15 protein-coding genes are annotated in these 17,381 nt (G+C 61.1%); 12 read left to right on the top strand and 3 right to left on the bottom strand.

Translation table 11 applies throughout. From position 1 onward, the window contains the following. Positions 1-23: 23 nt before the first annotated feature. Positions 24-776, bottom strand: a complete 753-nt coding sequence (locus VWY34_RS18995) for a DUF599 domain-containing protein (RefSeq protein WP_416541176.1) — start codon at positions 774-776, stop codon at positions 24-26. Positions 777-867: 91 nt separating this feature from the next. Between VWY34_RS18995 and VWY34_RS19000 the strand changes: the two genes are divergently transcribed. From VWY34_RS19000 to VWY34_RS19020, 5 genes are all read left to right on the top strand, one after another. After that, the gene (locus VWY34_RS19000; RefSeq protein ID WP_340546754.1) at positions 868-2,316 is read left to right on the top strand and encodes an FAD-linked oxidase C-terminal domain-containing protein; all 1,449 of its coding nucleotides are present in this window, start codon (positions 868-870) and stop codon (positions 2,314-2,316) included. 86 nt (positions 2,317-2,402) lie between these two features. Next, on the top strand, positions 2,403-3,503 hold the full coding sequence (locus tag VWY34_RS19005; protein WP_416543249.1) for an FAD-binding protein: 1,101 nt from the start codon (positions 2,403-2,405) through the stop codon (positions 3,501-3,503). 3 nt (positions 3,504-3,506) lie between these two features. After that, a complete protein-coding gene (gene glcF, locus VWY34_RS19010) occupies positions 3,507-4,841 on the top strand; it encodes a glycolate oxidase subunit GlcF (protein ID WP_416543250.1) in 1,335 nt (444 codons plus the stop codon). Between the two features lie 128 nt (positions 4,842-4,969). Further along, on the top strand, positions 4,970-5,809 hold the full coding sequence (locus VWY34_RS19015) for a trypsin-like serine peptidase (protein ID WP_416541178.1): 840 nt from the start codon (positions 4,970-4,972) through the stop codon (positions 5,807-5,809). A gap of 243 nt (positions 5,810-6,052) precedes the next feature. Then, positions 6,053-6,511 (top strand): Hsp20 family protein, encoded by a 459-nt coding sequence (locus tag VWY34_RS19020; RefSeq protein ID WP_340546757.1) that lies wholly within the window; start codon positions 6,053-6,055, stop codon positions 6,509-6,511. A 91-nt stretch (positions 6,512-6,602) separates the two neighbouring features. Here VWY34_RS19020 and VWY34_RS19025 read toward each other — a convergent pair whose 3' ends face one another. Next, positions 6,603-8,792 (bottom strand): esterase-like activity of phytase family protein, encoded by a 2,190-nt coding sequence (locus tag VWY34_RS19025; protein ID WP_416545232.1) that lies wholly within the window; start codon positions 8,790-8,792, stop codon positions 6,603-6,605. A gap of 135 nt (positions 8,793-8,927) precedes the next feature. After that, positions 8,928-10,403, bottom strand: a complete 1,476-nt coding sequence (locus VWY34_RS19030) for an NAD-dependent succinate-semialdehyde dehydrogenase (protein WP_416534586.1) — start codon at positions 10,401-10,403, stop codon at positions 8,928-8,930. A gap of 202 nt (positions 10,404-10,605) precedes the next feature. On the opposite strand from VWY34_RS19030, the gene VWY34_RS19035 reads away from it, so the two are divergent. The 7 genes from VWY34_RS19035 to VWY34_RS19065 all read left to right on the top strand — a co-directional run bounded on the left by VWY34_RS19035 (position 10,606) and on the right by VWY34_RS19065 (position 17,377). Further along, the gene (locus VWY34_RS19035; protein WP_416545234.1) at positions 10,606-11,391 is read left to right on the top strand and encodes an alpha/beta hydrolase; all 786 of its coding nucleotides are present in this window, start codon (positions 10,606-10,608) and stop codon (positions 11,389-11,391) included. A 260-nt stretch (positions 11,392-11,651) separates the two neighbouring features. Continuing rightward, positions 11,652-12,860 carry an aminopeptidase P family protein gene (locus tag VWY34_RS19040; RefSeq protein ID WP_416545236.1) on the top strand — a complete coding sequence of 403 codons (1,209 nt, stop codon included), beginning with the start codon at positions 11,652-11,654 and terminating at the stop codon, positions 12,858-12,860. A 351-nt stretch (positions 12,861-13,211) separates the two neighbouring features. Further along, positions 13,212-13,964: a CDP-alcohol phosphatidyltransferase family protein gene (locus VWY34_RS19045; RefSeq protein WP_260079953.1), complete on the top strand. Its 753-nt coding sequence runs from the start codon at positions 13,212-13,214 to the stop codon at positions 13,962-13,964. An 18-nt stretch (positions 13,965-13,982) separates the two neighbouring features. After that, complete coding sequence (locus VWY34_RS19050; protein ID WP_340546762.1) at positions 13,983-14,609, top strand: class I SAM-dependent methyltransferase; 627 nt, start codon at positions 13,983-13,985, stop codon at positions 14,607-14,609. 219 nt (positions 14,610-14,828) lie between these two features. Next, complete coding sequence (locus VWY34_RS19055) at positions 14,829-15,911, top strand: hypothetical protein (RefSeq protein WP_416545238.1); 1,083 nt, start codon at positions 14,829-14,831, stop codon at positions 15,909-15,911. A gap of 2 nt (positions 15,912-15,913) precedes the next feature. After that, complete coding sequence (locus VWY34_RS19060) at positions 15,914-16,108, top strand: hypothetical protein (protein ID WP_416545240.1); 195 nt, start codon at positions 15,914-15,916, stop codon at positions 16,106-16,108. A gap of 147 nt (positions 16,109-16,255) precedes the next feature. Beyond that, positions 16,256-17,377 (top strand): hypothetical protein, encoded by a 1,122-nt coding sequence (locus tag VWY34_RS19065; RefSeq protein WP_416545242.1) that lies wholly within the window; start codon positions 16,256-16,258, stop codon positions 17,375-17,377. Positions 17,378-17,381: the final 4 nt, after the last annotated feature.

Consider the following 17,381-nt stretch of genomic DNA (forward strand, 5'->3'; position numbering starts at 1 on the left):
GTCCGAAGCCTGCCGCGGTAATGTCACAACTCTGTGTTGGCAGCGGATCCTGAGGGTTCGTTTAAGGGTGGGGTCGCGTTTGCTGGGACCCGCTGCAGAATCTGGCGGGACTGCGAGGCAAACTCCCGCCGATAAAGCACCGCAAAGGTCACGATTGTCGCCGCAACCAGCGCCCATGGTCCGATCAGCCATGCGACGGCGGCGAGCGCGAAATAGGTGGACCGCATGGCGCGGTTGAAACTGCGCGCGGCCGTGATGCTCAGGTCTGCTGCCTGACGCGCGCGGGGATAGGCACGGGGGTCGGCGTCGGTATTGGGCACAGCGGCCATCAGCACAAAACAATAGCCGAACAGCCGATGCGCCCAGACATATTTCAGGAACGCATTGGACAACAGCAACAGCACCAACAGGATTTTGACATCCCAGACAAAGGCAGGCGCGCTCTCCAGACTGAGATCCTGCGCCACACCGGCCAGTTGATCGGTATTGCCGATCAGTGCCAGCCCTCCGCCGATGGCGATCATCGAGGCAGAGGCAAAGAACGCGCTGCCTTGTCGCAGATTTGCGATCAGCTGGGCGTCGAAGATGCGGGGATCACGCTGCACCATCTGAATCATCCAGGCATGGCGGAACTCGGCCATCAGGCCAGAGACCGAGGGATGCTCCGAAGTGGCGTGTTCAATGCGCCAGCCGATGCCGATCCAGCAGAGCATCAACAACAGGCAGGCCGCCAGATCTAGGGGCGAAAACAGGGCGATACGGTCAAGCAGTGTCATGGCTCGACCCTACCTCCGGAACTCGGGGCTTGCCAGATCGGATAATTGGTAATATTAGTTTACCAAATTTAGCAATCCACAGGAGAGCCCCATGGAGATGCCAGCCCCGGATCAGACCGTCCTGTCGCGCAAGGCTGAACTTGTTTCGCGTCTTTCTGCTGTGTTGCCTGCGGATGCGCTGGTCGAAGATCCCGCAGAGACGCGGGCCTACGAATGTGATGCGCTGACCGCCTACAAATGCCCGCCGATGCTGGTGGTGCTGCCGCGGAGCACGCAAGAGGTCTCGGATGTGCTGCGGATCTGCCACGAGGCAGGCGTGCCGGTGGTCCCGCGCGGGGCCGGGACGTCGCTGGCCGGCGGGGCGCTGCCAACGGCCGATTGTGTCCTTCTGGGCGTCGCGCGGATGAACGCGGTGCTGGAAACGGATTACGACAACCGCATTATCCGGGTGCAAACCGGCCGCACCAACCTGAGTGTTTCGGGCGCGGTGGAGGAACAGGATTTCTTCTATGCTCCTGATCCGTCCTCGCAGCTGGCCTGCGCCATCGCCGGCAATATCGCGATGAACTCCGGTGGCGCGCATTGTCTCAAATACGGTGTGACCACCAACAACCTCATGGGTGTCACCATGGTGATGATGGATGGCACGGTGGTCGAGATCGGCGGCGCCCATCTGGATGCGGGCGGGCTGGATCTGCTGGGGGTGATCTGCGGCAGTGAAGGGCAGCTGGGCGTGGTGACCGAGGCGACCCTGCGGATCCTGCGCAAACCCGAAGGCGCGCGCCCGGTGCTGATCGGTTATGACAGCAACGAGGTGGCGGGGGCCTGCGTCAGCGATATCATCAGGGCAGGGGTTCTGCCGGTTGCGATCGAATTCATGGACCGGCCCTGCATCGAGGCCTGCGAGGCCTTTGCCAAGGCGGGTTACCCGATGTGCGAGGCGCTGTTGATCATCGAGGTCGAAGGCAGCGATGCGGAAATTGACCTCCAGCTGAGCCTGATCACCGAGATAGCCCGTTCGCACAATCCGGTGGAGCTGCGCGAGGCGCGTGACAGCGACGAGGCCGCTCGGATTTGGCTGGGCCGAAAATCGGCCTTCGGGGCGATGGGGCAGATCAACGACTATATGTGTCTGGATGGCACGATCCCTGTCACCGCGCTGCCGCTTGTCCTGCGCCGCATTGGGGAAATGAGCCGGGAGTTCGGACTGGACGTCGCCAATGTGTTCCATGCGGGCGATGGCAATATGCACCCGCTGATCCTGTTCGATGCCAACAAGCCCGGCGATCTGGAGACCTGCGAAGCCTTTGGCGCCGAAATCCTGAAGCTCTGTGTGGAGGTGGGCGGATGCCTCACCGGAGAGCATGGCGTGGGGATCGAAAAGCGCGATCTGATGCTGCATCAATACCGGCCCGCCGATATCGAGGCGCAGCTGCGGGTGAAAGATGTGTTCGATCCGAAATGGCTGCTCAACCCGGCGAAAGTGTTCCCGCTGTCCACAACGCAAAGCAGACGCGCGCCCGCAATCGCGGCTCAGTAACAGATGGTAGTCGATAGGCCCCGATGCGGGCCTGTTGCGGGGGCCTTGCCCCCACACCCCCAGAGTATTTTTGAAAAGGTGAAATCATGACACCTCAGAGTGAGGCCGAACTGGCCGAGATTATTGCGGGGGCCAAGGGGCCTTTGAGTATCCGAGGCGGCGGCACCCGCGGTATCGCCGACAACGGCGCGCCGCTGTCGGTCGCGGGGTTGAGCGGTGTCACCCTTTACGAGCCGGGAGCGTTGACGCTTGTTGTGCAGGCGGGCACACCGGTTGGGGAGGTGAAGCAGATCCTGGCAGGTGAAAACCAGCGCCTCGCCTTTGAGCCGATGGACCATCGCGGACTGCTTGGAACCGATGGCGCGCCCACTATGGGTGGTGTGTTTGCCGCCAATATCTCCGGTCCCCGCCGCATCCAATGTGGTGCGGCGCGCGATTTCCTGTTGGGGGTGCGGTTTGTGGACGGCCGCGGTGACGTGCTGAGCAACGGTGGCCGGGTCATGAAGAATGTCACCGGCTATGATCTGGTCAAGCTGATGGCCGGTGCCCATGGTACCCTGGGTGTGTTGAGTGAGCTGTCGTTGAAAGTCTTGCCCAAGGCTGAAGCCTGCGGAACCGTGGCGGTTGACGTCGTCGATCTGGCAACAGCAGTGGCGGCCATGTCGGTTGCGCTGGGCTCTCCTTATGATGTGACCGGGGCCGCCTATGATCCGGATGCGCGAAGGGCCTATATCCGGCTTGAGGGGTTTGAGGCCTCCGTTGCCTACCGTGCCGAAGCCCTGGCGAAGGAGTTGGCTGGATTTGGCGCCCCGGAGATCTCTCTTGGTGAGAGCACCGCATTGTGGGAGGGGGTTCGCGATGTGGCAGCTTTCCACGACAAACCGGGCGATGTCTGGCGTATTTCGGTGAAACCCTCCGACGCGGTGGCGCTGGCGCCCGCGCTGCGGGCGGAGGCTTTGCAGTTTGACTGGGGCGGCGGGCTGATCTGGGCGCTGGTGCCCGAGGGGACTGACCTGCGGGCGCGGATCGGCGTGCCGGGCCATGCAACGCTGGTGCGGGCGTCTGCTCAAACCCGGCAGCAGCTGGGACAATTTCATCCGCAACCTGCCACGCTTGGTGCGATATCTGCGGGGCTGCGCCAGCAGTTCGATCCGCGCGGCATTCTTAATCCGGGACTGATGGGGTAGATCATGCAAACCACGTTTACCGAAGAGCAACTGCGCGATCCCGGCACCCAGCGGGCCAATGAGATTCTGCGGACCTGTGTGCACTGCGGCTTTTGCACGGCGACCTGCCCGACCTATCAGGTTCTCGGCGATGAGTTGGACAGCCCGCGCGGACGGATCTATCTGATCAAGGACATGCTGGAGAACGAGCGCAAGCCCGACGCCAAGACGGTGAAGCACATCGACCGCTGCCTGTCCTGCCTCGCCTGCATGTCGACCTGCCCGTCGGGTGTGCATTACATGCATCTCGTCGATCACGCCCGTGCCTATATCGAAAAACACTATGACCGGCCCTGGAGCGATCGTGCCCTGCGCTGGCTGCTGGCGCGGATCCTGCCCTATCCCGGCCGCTTCCGGCTGGCGCTCGTCGGGGCGAAGCTGGCACGGCCGTTTCGTGCATTGGTGCCCGACGCGCGATTGCGGGCGATGCTGGACATGGCGCCGAAGCGCATTCCGCCGGTCAGCCGCAACGATGATCCGCAGCGATTTGCACCAATTGGACCGCGCAAGAAACGCGTGGCCCTGATGACCGGGTGCGCGCAGAAGGCGCTCAACACCGATATCAATGATGCCACGATACGCCTGTTACGCCGTCTCGGCTGCGAGGTTGTCGTCGCCGAAGGGGCGGGGTGCTGCGGGGCGCTGACACATCACATGGGTCGCGAAGACGAAAGCCATGCCACCGCTGCCAAGAACATCCGCGCCTGGTGCACAGAGATGGACTGGAAGGGCCTCGATGCGATTGTGATCAACACCTCCGGTTGCGGCACGACGGTGAAGGACTACGGGCATATGTTCCGAAATGATCCTCTGGCGGCAGATGCGGCGCGGGTGTCGGCCATTGCCATGGACATATCGGAACTGCTGATGCAGCTGGAACTGCCAGAAGGTGAGGACAAGCAGCTGACCGTGGCCTATCACGCGGCCTGTTCACTGCAACATGGCCAGCAGATCAAAACCCACCCCAAGACCCTTCTGAAACGGGCAGGTTTCTCTATTGTTGAACCTGCGGATCCACATCTGTGCTGCGGGTCGGCCGGAACTTACAATCTGATGCAGCCGGAAATTTCGGCAGAGCTGAAGGCGCGCAAGGTCAAGACGCTTGAGGCGAAGAAACCGGATCTCATCGCGGCCGGGAATATTGGCTGCATGATGCAGATCGGATCGGGTACTGAGCTGCCTATCGTGCACACTGTTGAGCTGTTGGACTGGGCGACAGGCGGGCCCAAGCCGCGCGCGCTCCAGCTGGGCGGTAGCGTCACTGACACACGGGCCGGTGAGATCCCGATCTTGCGCTGACGCGGTCGGCAAGAAGCCGCCGCAGGCGCCAAACTGCCCGGGTGCATTCCAAGTCCGCTTGCCGTAATTTTGCCCCAAGCAGTGCTTACCCTCGGAGGCGAGCGATTGGGACATGGGGCGGCGAAATGATGAGCGCGGGAATACGGATCAGGCAGCTGGTGCTGTCGCTGGCAGCTGCGCTGTCGGGCGTTGCTGTGCCCTCGGCAACGCTTGCCGATGACAGCCGTCTCCAGCGCCTCGAAACCACAGAGGCGGGCCGTGACTGGCAGGCGGTTGGTCGGCTGGACGTCAATGGCGAAGGGTTCTGTACCGGTGCGCTGATCGCGCCGGATCTGGTGCTGACGGCAGCGCATTGCCTATATGATCGCGACAGCCGCACCCGGATCGAGCCACAGACCATCGAATTTCTCGCCGGGTGGCGCAATGGTCGGGCCTCGGCCTACCGCAGCGTGCGTCAGGCGGTGATCCATCCAAGCTACATCTACGATGGCAAGGTGTCGACCGACAGGGTGCGCAACGATATCGCACTCCTGCAGCTGCAACGACCGATCCGCAACACCACAGTGACCCCGTTTGAAACCGACCAGCGCCCGGAGAAAGGCGCCCGGATTGGCGTTGTCTCTTATGCGCATGACCGATCGGAGGCGCCGTCGCTTCAGGATGTCTGTGCCGTCATGGCCCGGCAGGAGGGGGTGCTGGTGATGTCCTGCGATGTGGACTACGGCTCCTCCGGTGCGCCGGTGTTTTCCTTTGATGCCGGTCGGCCCAAGATTGTGTCGGTCGTCTCTGCCAAGGCCGAGGTCTCAGGCCAGCAGGTTGCACTCGGGGCCGCCCTGGCTGAGGAACTGGCGCTGTTGCGCGCGCAGCTGGCCGGAAGCCGGATCGGTGGCCAGATGCCGCCCGGTGTCGGGCGTGTAACTGTGGGCGAACGGGGTACGACCTCAGGGGCCAAGTTCATCAAGCAATGAGATTTCGCGCCGCTGGCCGCAGCCGGTCGGTAGATCGGCGGTTCAGGCGCATTTCGGCGGCTGTCGGCAACCGGATGAAAGCTGAGAAATTTGTGCGCCCCAGAGGGTGGACGCCCTCTTGAACCGGCAATTCCAGTCCTTATCTCAGTGCTGTTCGGATCGCCGATGAACGGGGTCCGACGCTTCAGACGCCCGTCCCGATTGGGAGGGCAGGTTGAAATCGCTCACTGATGAGGATGACACATGCGTAGTTTTGATTTTGCACCGCTGCACCGGGCCACCATTGGCTTTGACCAGATCGCCGACCTGATGGATCGTGCACTCAGCTCTGATGTCGCGCAGCCGAGCTATCCCCCTTACAATATCGAAAAAACCGCCGCTGATGCCTATCGGATCTCGATTGCCGTTGCGGGCTTCTCCGAAGCCGATCTGGGTGTCGAGGTGAAGGAAAACGCGCTCGTCGTTTCGGCCAAGAAATCCGAGGATGACAGCGACCGCACCTACCTGCATCGCGGTATCGCGACCCGCGCGTTTGAGCGCCGGTTCACCTTGGCCGACCACGTGCGCGTCACCGGCGCCAGCCATTCCGACGGGATGCTGCATATCGACCTGCAGCGCGAGGTGCCCGAGGCGCTGAAGCCGCGCCGGATCGAGATCACCTCAAACAAGACCCGCGAATTGGACGCCAAACCGGTCAACTGATCCGCGCTGATCGCTGAGTTCGGTCAATCCAGAAACACAACAGCCCCCCGGATCCGCCGGGGGGCTGTTTGATTTTGTGTCGGGAGTCGGCTCAGTTCACCTTGAGCTGGCTGACCATCCCGATGGAGAAGAACATCGTCTCGCCGGAGGCATCATCGACGCCGTCGTTGTCCGTCACGACAAAGCCTTCTCCCTCGGCAGTGATCGCGAGGCCTTCGACCTTGTCCAGCACGTAGCCACCGGTTGCGGTCAGATCGGGCAGCAGATCGCGGACCAGCTCCTTGCTGACAACCGGCAGATCGCCGCCCAGCGGTGCAGGCTGCATCTCAGCCAGCGGAATGCGGTAGATCTTCTTGGTGATGGCGCGGAAATCATGCTGGTTGTCGCGTTCGATCACATAGACATAATCGCCATGCGCCACGATCTCCGACAGGCCGGTCCAGCCGGTCTGCGGCTCAGCCTTGGGATAATGGACCGCCCCCCATTCCTTGGTTTCCAGATTGTAGGCCACAAGTTTGACGTGGTTCTTGGGATCGTCTTTCCACTCGCGCTGAACCGCCATCCAGAGCGTCTCGCCGATCCTGGTGATGCCTTCAAAGCCAAAGCGTTTTTCAACCGCCATCAGTTCGGCGGGCAGACCGATTTCACCCGTCTTTGCCTTTATCAGACCATCCTTGGAAACGTGATAGATCGCGTGCGGGATGACGCGATCGCTGCGGCCTTCGGAGGCCACGTAAAAGCCGCCTGCGCCGTCAAGCGTAATGCCTTCCAGATCCAGTTTCTGGGCGGGGTTGCCGTCCTGCCGATGGATGCGGATCACATCGACGATGCGGGCCGGTGTCTGGCTGGGGTCAATCTTGAAGATCGAGGGCTGGAAGCCATAGAAACTGTCGTTGACCGCGTAGATCATGCCATCGGCATCCGCGACCATGCCCGATAGCGCGCCCCAGCCGATCAGTTCATCCGCCCCGGCAGAGGTCAGATGCGGATAGACCGGCGCGCCATCCTGTAGCGCGTACATCATCACGTGGGCGCGGGGGCCCTTGTCGTCGATCAGGTCCTTTTCATTGGCGGAGACCAGCAGATTGCGCTCAGGCAGTACAGCGTAGCCTTCCGGGCCGACGCCCGAGGGCAAGAGCTGTGTCAGCACCGGGTTGGCCATATCGCTGACATCGTAGACGCCGACAACAGACGCCCGCTCAGCCCCGACAAATACATAGGGTGTGCCGTCGAACTCCGCGAAGATCACGCTTTCGGGTTCCACTCCTTTGGCGTCAGAGCGTTTGTCAGGGTAGTGGCCGATCTGCACGATTGCATGTTCGAAGGAAGTGCCACTGTCATAGACGACGGTGCCGTCCTTGTTAAAGATCGTCCAGCCGCGCGATCCGCCCTGATAGTCGCCTTCGTTTGCGGTGGCGAAATGGGCGTCATCAATCCAGGTCACCGCATCCGGTTCGCGCAGGCGACCCTTCTGGTTCTCTTCAAAGATCAGTGCACCGCGTTCGTCCGTGGCGTCGATACCCTCCAGATCGACAGCCCCTGCCGAGAAATGGTTCACGATCTCGCCGTCCCTGGAGACGATCACCAGATGATTGTTCTCCTGAAGGGTGACGACGGTTTCCCCCAGCCCATTCACAGAGACATACTCTGGTTCCGGGTCCTCGCCTGCGATGTCAGCAAGGCCTGTCAGGCTCACCATCTTCATCGACGCGCAATCAAGGCCTCCCTCGGTGGTATTCACCAGTACCAGATTGCCCGCAGGCATCTGCGGCAGCATGCCATCATTTAGATCCTCGTCCCGCTCGTTTTCGATTGCCACGGCGAGGAAGGCGCCATCCTTGGACTTGGCGAGTGAATCCGGCTGACCACCCAGGTCGCAGGATCCGGTTTCAGCGCCTGTTTCCGTGTCAAAGGATGTCAGCAGACCCGAGGGCTGCGTGTAGCTCTCAGAGGTGTTCACGCCCACATAGGCCGTGCTGCCAACAACCGCGACCGATGTCGGCTCACCAGGCAGGGCGATATTGCCCATGGGGGACGGATTGGCCGGGTCGGTGATATCAATCAGCCCCAGCGCGCCCAGCGGGCTGTCGGTATAGACCAGCGTCATGCCATCCGCTGTGGCGTCGATGATCTCGGGCGAGGTCTCGCGCGTCTGATCCTCACCGGCGGCCATATTCTGGACGACGGGAAAGGCGGCGACGCGGTTAAAGGATTTCTCTGCCTGGGCGACACCAGCGGTGAGGGCCAGCACAGAAGTCAGGCACATGAGACGCGGAAACATCGGCTACTCCGAGAATTGGACAATTGACTGCCCATGCTCCTGCCCGTTCTGCCTAACGGGAATGTGACGGTTCGATGTAGTTTTGATGATGCAAGAAGGCCCCGACAGCGATCTGCCGGGGCCCTATGTTGCGGATCAGACCGACATGCAGATGTATTTCATCTCCAGATAGTCCTCGATGCCGTGGTGGCTGCCCTCTCGGCCCAGTCCCGATTGCTTGACGCCGCCAAACGGCGCCACCTCGGTCGAGATGATGCCGGTGTTAACGCCGACAATCCCGTATTCGAGCGCTTCGGCCACCTTGTAGACCCGGCTCAGATCCTTGGCATAGAAATAGGAGGCAAGGCCAAAGATGGTATCATTGGCCATCTCGATCACGTCGTCCTCGGTCTCGAATTTGAACAGAGGTGCCATCGGGCCAAAGGTTTCGTCCTGAGAGAACACCATATCCTGTGTGGCGCCGGTGATGATCGTCGGCTCAAAGAAGGTGCCGCCCAGCTCAGAAGGATTGCCGCCCAGGATCACCTCTGCGCCTTTTTCCTTGGCATCGGCAATATGTGCCTGCACTTTTTCAACAGCTTTCTGGTTGATCAGCGGCCCGAACTGTGTGCCCTCACTCAGGCCATCACCAACCGTCATCTTGGCCACGGCCTCCTTCAGCTTGGCAGCAAAGGCGTCATAGACACCGGCCTGCACGTAGATCCGGTTGGCACAGACACAGGTCTGGCCGTTGTTGCGGAATTTGCACATGATCGCGCCTTCGACAGCCGCGTCGAGATCGGCGTCGTCAAACACGATAAATGGCGCGTTGCCGCCCAGTTCCATCGAACATTTCATGACGGTATCTGCCGCCTGCCGCATCAGGATACGACCAACCTCGGTGGAGCCGGTAAAGGTCAGCTTGCGCACGGCTTTGTTCTCGCAGAACTCCTTGCCGGTCTCAGACGCATTGGAGGAGGGGACGACATTGAACACACCAGCAGGAATGCCGGCGCGCTCCGCCAGAACCGCCAGAGCGGTCGCCGACAGCGGGGTCAGCTCGGCGGGGCGGGAGACAAAGGCGCAGCCAGCCGCCAGCGCCGGGCCCGCCTTGCGGGTAATCATCGCATTGGGAAAATTCCACGGCGTGATCGAGGCTGCAACGCCGATCGGCTGTTTCAGAACGGTGATGCGCTTGTCACGCTGGTGGCCCGGAATAGTCTCGCCATAGATACGTTTGGCTTCCTCGGCGAAAAACTCGATGAACGATGCGCCATAGGCGATTTCGCCGCGCGATTCCGCCAGAGGCTTGCCCATCTCGGCGGTCAGGATCACCGCCAGATCCTCCTGGTTTGCCATCATCAGGTCGAACCATTTGCGCAGCACGCCCGCGCGCTCCTTGCCGGTCCATTTGGCCCAGTCCTTCTGCGCCGCCTCTGCCTGGGCGATGGCGCCTGCCACCTGGCTGCGGCTGACATCGGCCACCTGCGCGATCACATCGCCACGGGCCGGGTTGATCACGTCAAAGGTGCCGTCGTCGCCATCAACGAACTGGCCGCCGATATAGGCCCGGCTTTCCAGCAGGCTGGGGTCTTTGAGCAGGGATTTCAGATCTGTAGTCGCGTCAAGCATGGCTTGCCTCCCGGATGTCGTTTGCTGGCAATGGAAATCAGCTGTCACTTGATATGTCCAGAAAGAGTGATGAGTCCAGAATTTGATCAAATATACCGGCGGTATGTGGCTCGCTATTGCGCCGCCGGTTGCCGTGGGCCGTTTGACATGTCCGACCCAAGGTAGTCAGGTAGGGCAAATACCAAAAAAGGGGAGGTCCGGCATGGAACTGGACGACGCATATTCCAACGGGGCCTATATTGAGAACGCTGAAAGCTATCCACCACGCTGGGCGGCCTCGGCCGAGGATTTCCGCAACGCCATGCGGGAGCGGTCGCGTGTTGACGTCTCCTATGGGGACAGCGAACGCCAGAAATATGACCTGTTCTTCCCGAAAGGAGAGAGCAGGGGTCTCCTTGTCTTTGTCCATGGCGGCTATTGGCTCGCCTTTGACAAATCCAGCTGGTCCCATCTTGCGGTCGGGGCGCTGGCCCATGGCTACGCTGTCGCCATGCCCTCTTATGACCTCTGCCCCGAGGTGCGCATTGCCGATATCACCCGCCAGATTGCGGCGGCGGTGACGGCCATTGCAGCAGAGGTGCCCGGCCCGATCTCGCTGGCCGGGCATTCGGCCGGAGGGCATCTGGTGGCGCGGATGCTGGACAGGGCGCTGCTGCCCGCCGAGGTGGGGGAGCGCATCCAGACGGTTGTGCCGATTTCGCCTCTTGCGGATCTGAGACCGCTTCTGCGGACCTCAATGAACGACAAGTTCAAGATGGAGGCAGCCAGTGCGGCGGCGGAAAGCCCGGTGGATATGCAGGACCGCTATCGGGCGGAGGTCACCGTCTGGGTTGGCGGTGAAGAACGCCCGGCGTTTCTGGACCAGGCGGTCTGGCTCACCGAAGCCTGGGACGCAGATCACGTGATCGCCTTTGGCAAGCACCATTTCAACGTGGTCGAACCGCTGGCCGATCCTGAAAGCGATCTGGTGAAGCTGCTGACCAGGTAGCCGATCCGAAAGATCGCGATAACCGGGCCGCAGAAATTTGCGGCCCTTATCTTTCCAGGGGGCGTTTCGGCAGCCCGTGTCGAGGTCGCTTTTGGGCGATAGCTGGTGATTTCGAACCAGCGCCGTGGTGGCGCTCGGCCTATCGTGGTGTCACGGGTAAGGCGATGGCGTCGCCGCATGCACAGCATATTGCCCATGATTGATCTCAAAAAACACGTCCTGAACGCCGGGACCTTTCTTGTAAGATGGAAGGGTCGACTATGACTTCACGTCCTGAAATGTATCGTTTTCACAATGGTGAGAAGGCGCCGCTGCAATTTGCCGTTTCCGAATATGAGACGCGGATCGCAGGCCTGCGCAAGATCATGGCAGACACCGGTGTGTCCGCCGCGGTCTTCACCTCGATGCACAACATCTCTTATTATTCGGGCTTCACCTATTGCGCCTTTGGCCGCCCCTACGGTCTGGTGGTGACCGCAAGCGAAGCCGTAACCATCTCGGCAGGTATCGACGCGGGCCAGCCCTGGCGCCGTTCGTTCTGCGACAACATCACCTATACCGACTGGCAGCGTGACAATTTCTGGCGTGCCATCAAGTCGGTAAGCGGCGAGGGCGTGGTGGTCGGCTATGAGAGCGACCACCTGACCCTGCTGCAGAAGGCCAAGCTGGAAGGGTTCCTGAAGCCGTCGCAGCTGGTGGACCTTTATGAGCCGACCATGCGCCAGCGGATGGGCAAATCCGCTGCAGAACTGGAGATGATCCGGGCCGGTGCTGCGGTGGCGGACGTCGGCGGCTTTGCCATCCGCGACGCGGTCAGGGAAGGTGCGCGGGAGATTGACGTGGCGATGGCGGGCCGTGACGCGATGGAGCTGGAGATTGCCAAGCGTTTCCCGGATGCCGAATACCGCGATACCTGGGTCTGGTTCCAGTCCGGCATCAACACCGATGGCGCCCATAACCCGGTGACCGGTCGCACCCTGCAGCGCGGAGATATCCTTTCTCTGAATACTTTCCCGATGATTTCAGGATATTACACCGCGCTGGAGCGGACCATGTTTGTAAAGGAGGTGGATGCCGACTCGCTGCGCATCTGGGAGGCCAATGTGGCGGCTCATGAGCTGGGCATCTCGCTCTTGAAACCGGGGACAAGCTGTGCGGAGATCACTCATCAGATCAATGCCTTCTTTGAGGAACAGGACCTGCTGCGATACCGCACCTTCGGCTATGGTCACTCGTTCGGCGTCCTGTCGCACTACTATGGCCGCGAGGCCGGGCTGGAGCTGCGCGAGGACATCGACACGGTGCTGGAGCCGGGCATGGTGATTTCTATGGAGCCGATGCTGACCATTGCCGACGGCCAGCCCGGCGCCGGCGGCTACCGTGAGCATGACATCCTGATCATCCACGAGGATGGCAACGAGAACATCACCAAATACCCCTATGGGCCGGAGTTCAACGTCGTCGGCTGACCCAGGCGCTGGATGGGCTGAAATATTGTCGGCAGGCGAGTGCTCCCGCCTGCTCCCCGCCTCCCGAAGGGAGGCCGTCCCAGTTGGGCGTGGCACCGTGCAAGGCACGGTGCCACATCGCACTTCCGAAGGTCTCCCCCGATCTGCGAGCGGCGGGGTGCCGCGCGTCTTCGCTGCGGGTGGCGGATGATCCTGCCGTCAGACCGGACAGGTGTGTCGCAAAGATTGCGCTGGCGTCCGGCATGAGGCATATGTGCGCTAAGGCGACATCTGATCCAGCGATCACGCCCGGTTCCCGGCTTATGCGGGGCTGCGGTGGATCCCGGTCGTGAACAAGGACATATCACAGCCATGCACCACCCCCCGGAGAAGCGAAAATCCGAATATGCGCTGATCCAGCTGTTGCCGAACATGATGACCATCGCGGCCATCTGTGCGGGGCTGTCTGCGATCCGCTTTGGGGTGCAGGGCAATTACACGCTGGCGGTTCAGCTGATCCTGGCGGCTGCGATCCTTGACGGGTTTGACGGGCGTCTGGCGCGTATCCTGCGCAGCGACAGCAAGATGGGCGCTGAGCTCGATTCGCTGGCGGATTTCCTCAACTTCGGCGTCGCCTCACCGCTGGTGATCTACTATTGGGCATTGCAGGATATGCGCGGCCTCGGCTGGCTCGCGGTGCTGGTGTTCTCGGTCTGCTGCGTGGTGCGTCTGGCGCGCTTTAATGTCTCCACCAAGTCCGAGCAGAAAGTCACCGCAAAAAGCGTCTATTTCGAAGGCGTCCCATCTCCGGCGGGGGCGCTCCTGGCCATGCTGCCGATGTTCATCTCATTTGCCTTCGCCGACGCGCCGGTGGTCCCGGACATTCTGATTTGCCTTCACATGGTTGTCATTGGATTGCTTATGATCAGCCATGTGCCAACCTGGTCGCTGAAGGCTGTCAAAATTTCGCGCGAAAACGTGAAGTACTTCTTGGTCGGTTTTGCCTTTGCGGGGGCAGCCGTCCTGATTTACGCATGGATTACGTTGGTGATCCTGTGCCTTGGGTATGCCGCGATGGTGGCCTGGGGATTGGTTAAGAGGAAAACGCCGGAGACCGGCGCATAAAAGAGTAAGGGTGGAGAATTGGATATAAAGGCTGTTGAAACGTCGTATGCCCGTTGGGCGCCCGTTTATGACAAGACCTTCGGGGCGATCACCAATGTCGGCCGCCGCCGCGCTGTTGGGTACGTCAACGAACATCGCAGCGGTCGGGTTCTGGAGGTGGGCGTTGGCACCGGCCTCTCTCTGCCGCTCTACAAATCCCACCTGAAAGTCACCGGTATCGACTTCAGCGAAGACATGCTGCGCAAGGCGAAAAAACGTGTCGCCGAAAACAAGCTGCATCATGTCGAGGCACTGCGCCAGATGGATGCGCGCGCGCTCGATTTCCCCGATGCCACCTTCGACACCGTTTCTGCCATGCATGTCCTGTCGGTTGTGCCCGATCCAGAGAAGGTGATGGGCGAGATTGCCCGTGTCCTCAAGCCCGGGGGCAAGGTTGTCATCACCAATCATTTTCTGCGCGAACAGGGGGTGCTGGCCTTCATTGAACGGGTTTCGGCGCCCTTTGCCAATGTGCTGGGCTGGCATTCGGATTTTGAACTCGACACGATCCTCGGTGAAGATCATCTGTCCGTGGAGCATCATCAGCCCTTGCCGCCCTTTGGCCTGATGACGTTTCTGGTGCTGTCCAAAATTCAGTCCGTCTGAGTTGCTATGCCGCACGGTAGGGGCGTCATCTGACGTCAAAGACCGATCGGGGAGCCGGTCGGTCTTTTCATTGCGGGGTGGCTCTGCAAAACTATCGCCAACCGGCCTGATGTCTGGTGCCTGATGACGGCATGGCAGTCGGGTTTTCTTTATCCGGGGGATGTAAATTATGTTCACATTCCCCATATGACACATAAGACATTGCAGAAAGGGCACTTTATGAGCCAATCACAATTTGACGAGATGGTACGCGCCTCCCAGGACAAGGTGCGTGAGTCGCAATCCAAGATCGAGGCGCTGACCTCGCGCATCGAGGTGGCGCGTAGCAAGATCGAGGCGGGCGAGGATGCCAGCATCGACATCGAAAACGCGACGCTGGAGGATGTTCACGCCCACACCGAGGTGATGAACGCCAATATCGCCGAGCTGATCATGGGCCTCGACGATGTGACAACAGCCTTCTCCAGAGATTTCGACGAGATGCGCTCGAAAACCGGCTGGGAGAGCTTTGTCGGCTTCTTCTCCAAGGGCAAATCGGACTCGATGCGCCAGGAGCGGATGCGCACCGCCAGTATCGACGACAAGCTTCAGGATCTGATCGCCAAATCCGACGTCATCGTGAAACTCTTGGAGGGCCAGCTGGCCACTCTGGAAGAGCAGCGCGAGAAGGTACAGGTGAACCTCTCGGCCACTCTGGACGACCGCGAGTTGACGGTGCAGGAGCTGGAAGGCGTGCGCGCCCGGATCGTGGCGCTGGACCCCCAGATCATCGAGCTGGAAAACAAGATCTCGGTCGAGCAGGACGCCGCCGCGCGCACCAAGCTGGAGACAGAGCTGGCGGAGATCAACGCAAAATACAACGCGATGGTGCAGGACGAGCAGGTAAAACTGGCGAAATCCCAGACGCTGGAGCGCTATATCGAGAAGGGCAAGACCTGGGTCGACTCCCTGCAAAACCAGGCGGCGACGCAGATGGTGCTGATCAACAAGCTGCAGACGGACACCCAGCAACGGGTGGTGCTGTATGACGCGCTGACCAAATCGCTGAAGACCGCACAGCAGCAGGATGTGGCGCATCGGATCAACGAGATTGGCGTGCAGACCGACAAGGAAGCCCAGACTGCAATGGCTGCGATCGGCACCGCGACCAACCAGAAGATGGCCGACATGCTGGAAAGCCACGAGGACAACATGGTGTTTGCCCGCGACGTGCTGGAGAAGAAGGCCAAGGCCGATGAACGCTTTGCCCGCCGGTTCGCGGCGATTGTCGAGAAGCACGATAAGAACCTGTATGGGGGGTGAGCTTGGACTGGCTGGAGTTCCTGAATGTCCCGTGGCCGCCGAATTGGTTCTGGTGGAGCGTGCTGGCGGTCATTTTTGGGACTTTGGCTGTTCTCTACTTCGCTGTTGGCGGCCCTTATGCGGGCTGGGTTTTAGTTGCAGTGGCTGGGATGTTTGCGGCATTTGCCTGGGATCTGCGTAAGGAGCGGGATGGCTAGGCACTTGGTGTCACTCAGTATTGGAATTGAGATGTTCAGAAAATTCAACAGAGGGTCACGCCCGGCCCGAGGGTGGGCGTACTCCGCGCCCGCTCTGGGGGGCGGGTCGGGCGCAATCCGGGCTGCTGTGCATCCCGGAGGGTTGTCATGACCGATCCCTCGCATGATCACGCCGGCCTCAGCGATACCTTCGCCTCACGCCGGTATTTCAAGAAGTTCGAGACCATCATCCGGCACCTAACCCGGGTGGCGGCGGCGATGCAGGCGGAGGGGCGGCTGTCGAAATCCGATGTGAAGGTGCTGACCGCCTACCTGATGCGGCTGAACTTCACCTTCCGCGCGCTGTCGATGAAATACCTGATGGCGGGGCGCGACACGGGCCGCTTTTTTGGTAGCCTGGCGATGGACAAGCGCGACAGCGGATTTCCCGTCGCCGCCGAGCTGATGACCATGGCAAATGACGCCCAGCAGGCGGAGCGGCACCTGGCCAATATGGCCAGTGAGGCGCAGCTGAAGGACGATATGGTGCGCACCATCATCTCGGAGCGCACAACGCCATCAAAACTGCAATTCGCTCTGTCGCAACGGCTTTATTATCAGGAGCTCATGAAGGGGCAGCTGTTCTGGACCCAAAATGATCCGGTCTGCGAATGGCTGGAAAACCTTGGCCCGCGCCGTCGGCGCTTCCTCTTGCATTGGGCAGCCTACGACAGCCAGGTGAACCTGCCGGTGATCTACCTGATGGAGCTGGAGGACAGCGGCAAGGTGGCCCTGCCGAAGGACGAACGGCGCTGGCCCGAGGTGCAGGCGCATCTGATGGCGCAGGCCTTGGCGGGGCTGAAGCTGGTGACCATTGCCAAGGGGTTTGACGAGGATTTCGACGACCTCCACCCCAAGCATCTGCGCCGCTACCATGTGGGGCCGATGTATTCCTCCGCCTATACCGATCAGTCCGGCCCGCTGCACCGGGTGCTGGAGGAGGCGGAGGCGCCCGCGGGCCAGGACTGGGCCTTGGCCTGGACGCTGGAGGAGCTGGAGAGCGAAGACGTGCGCGAGGAGCGCGCGGGCTGGTTCGGCACGGTAGAACGTGAGATCTTTGCGCTTGACCCCTTTGGCGGCCGCGGCGCGGATACCGGCGCGACCCGCACCCAGCGCGCCATCATCCTGCCGCAGCGCCCGTTCCAGGTGCTGGCAGAGCTGGACCCGCCGGGATTTTCCGACGTGCAGAAGTTCGTAGTGAGCGAGGCGGGGCAGGTGCTGCGGTATTGAGCGG

Origin of the sequence: Phaeobacter sp. JH20_02, from assembly GCF_048056915.1 — a bacterium.
In the GTDB taxonomy this organism is placed as follows: Bacteria; Pseudomonadota; Alphaproteobacteria; order Rhodobacterales; family Rhodobacteraceae; genus Phaeobacter; species Phaeobacter bryozoorum.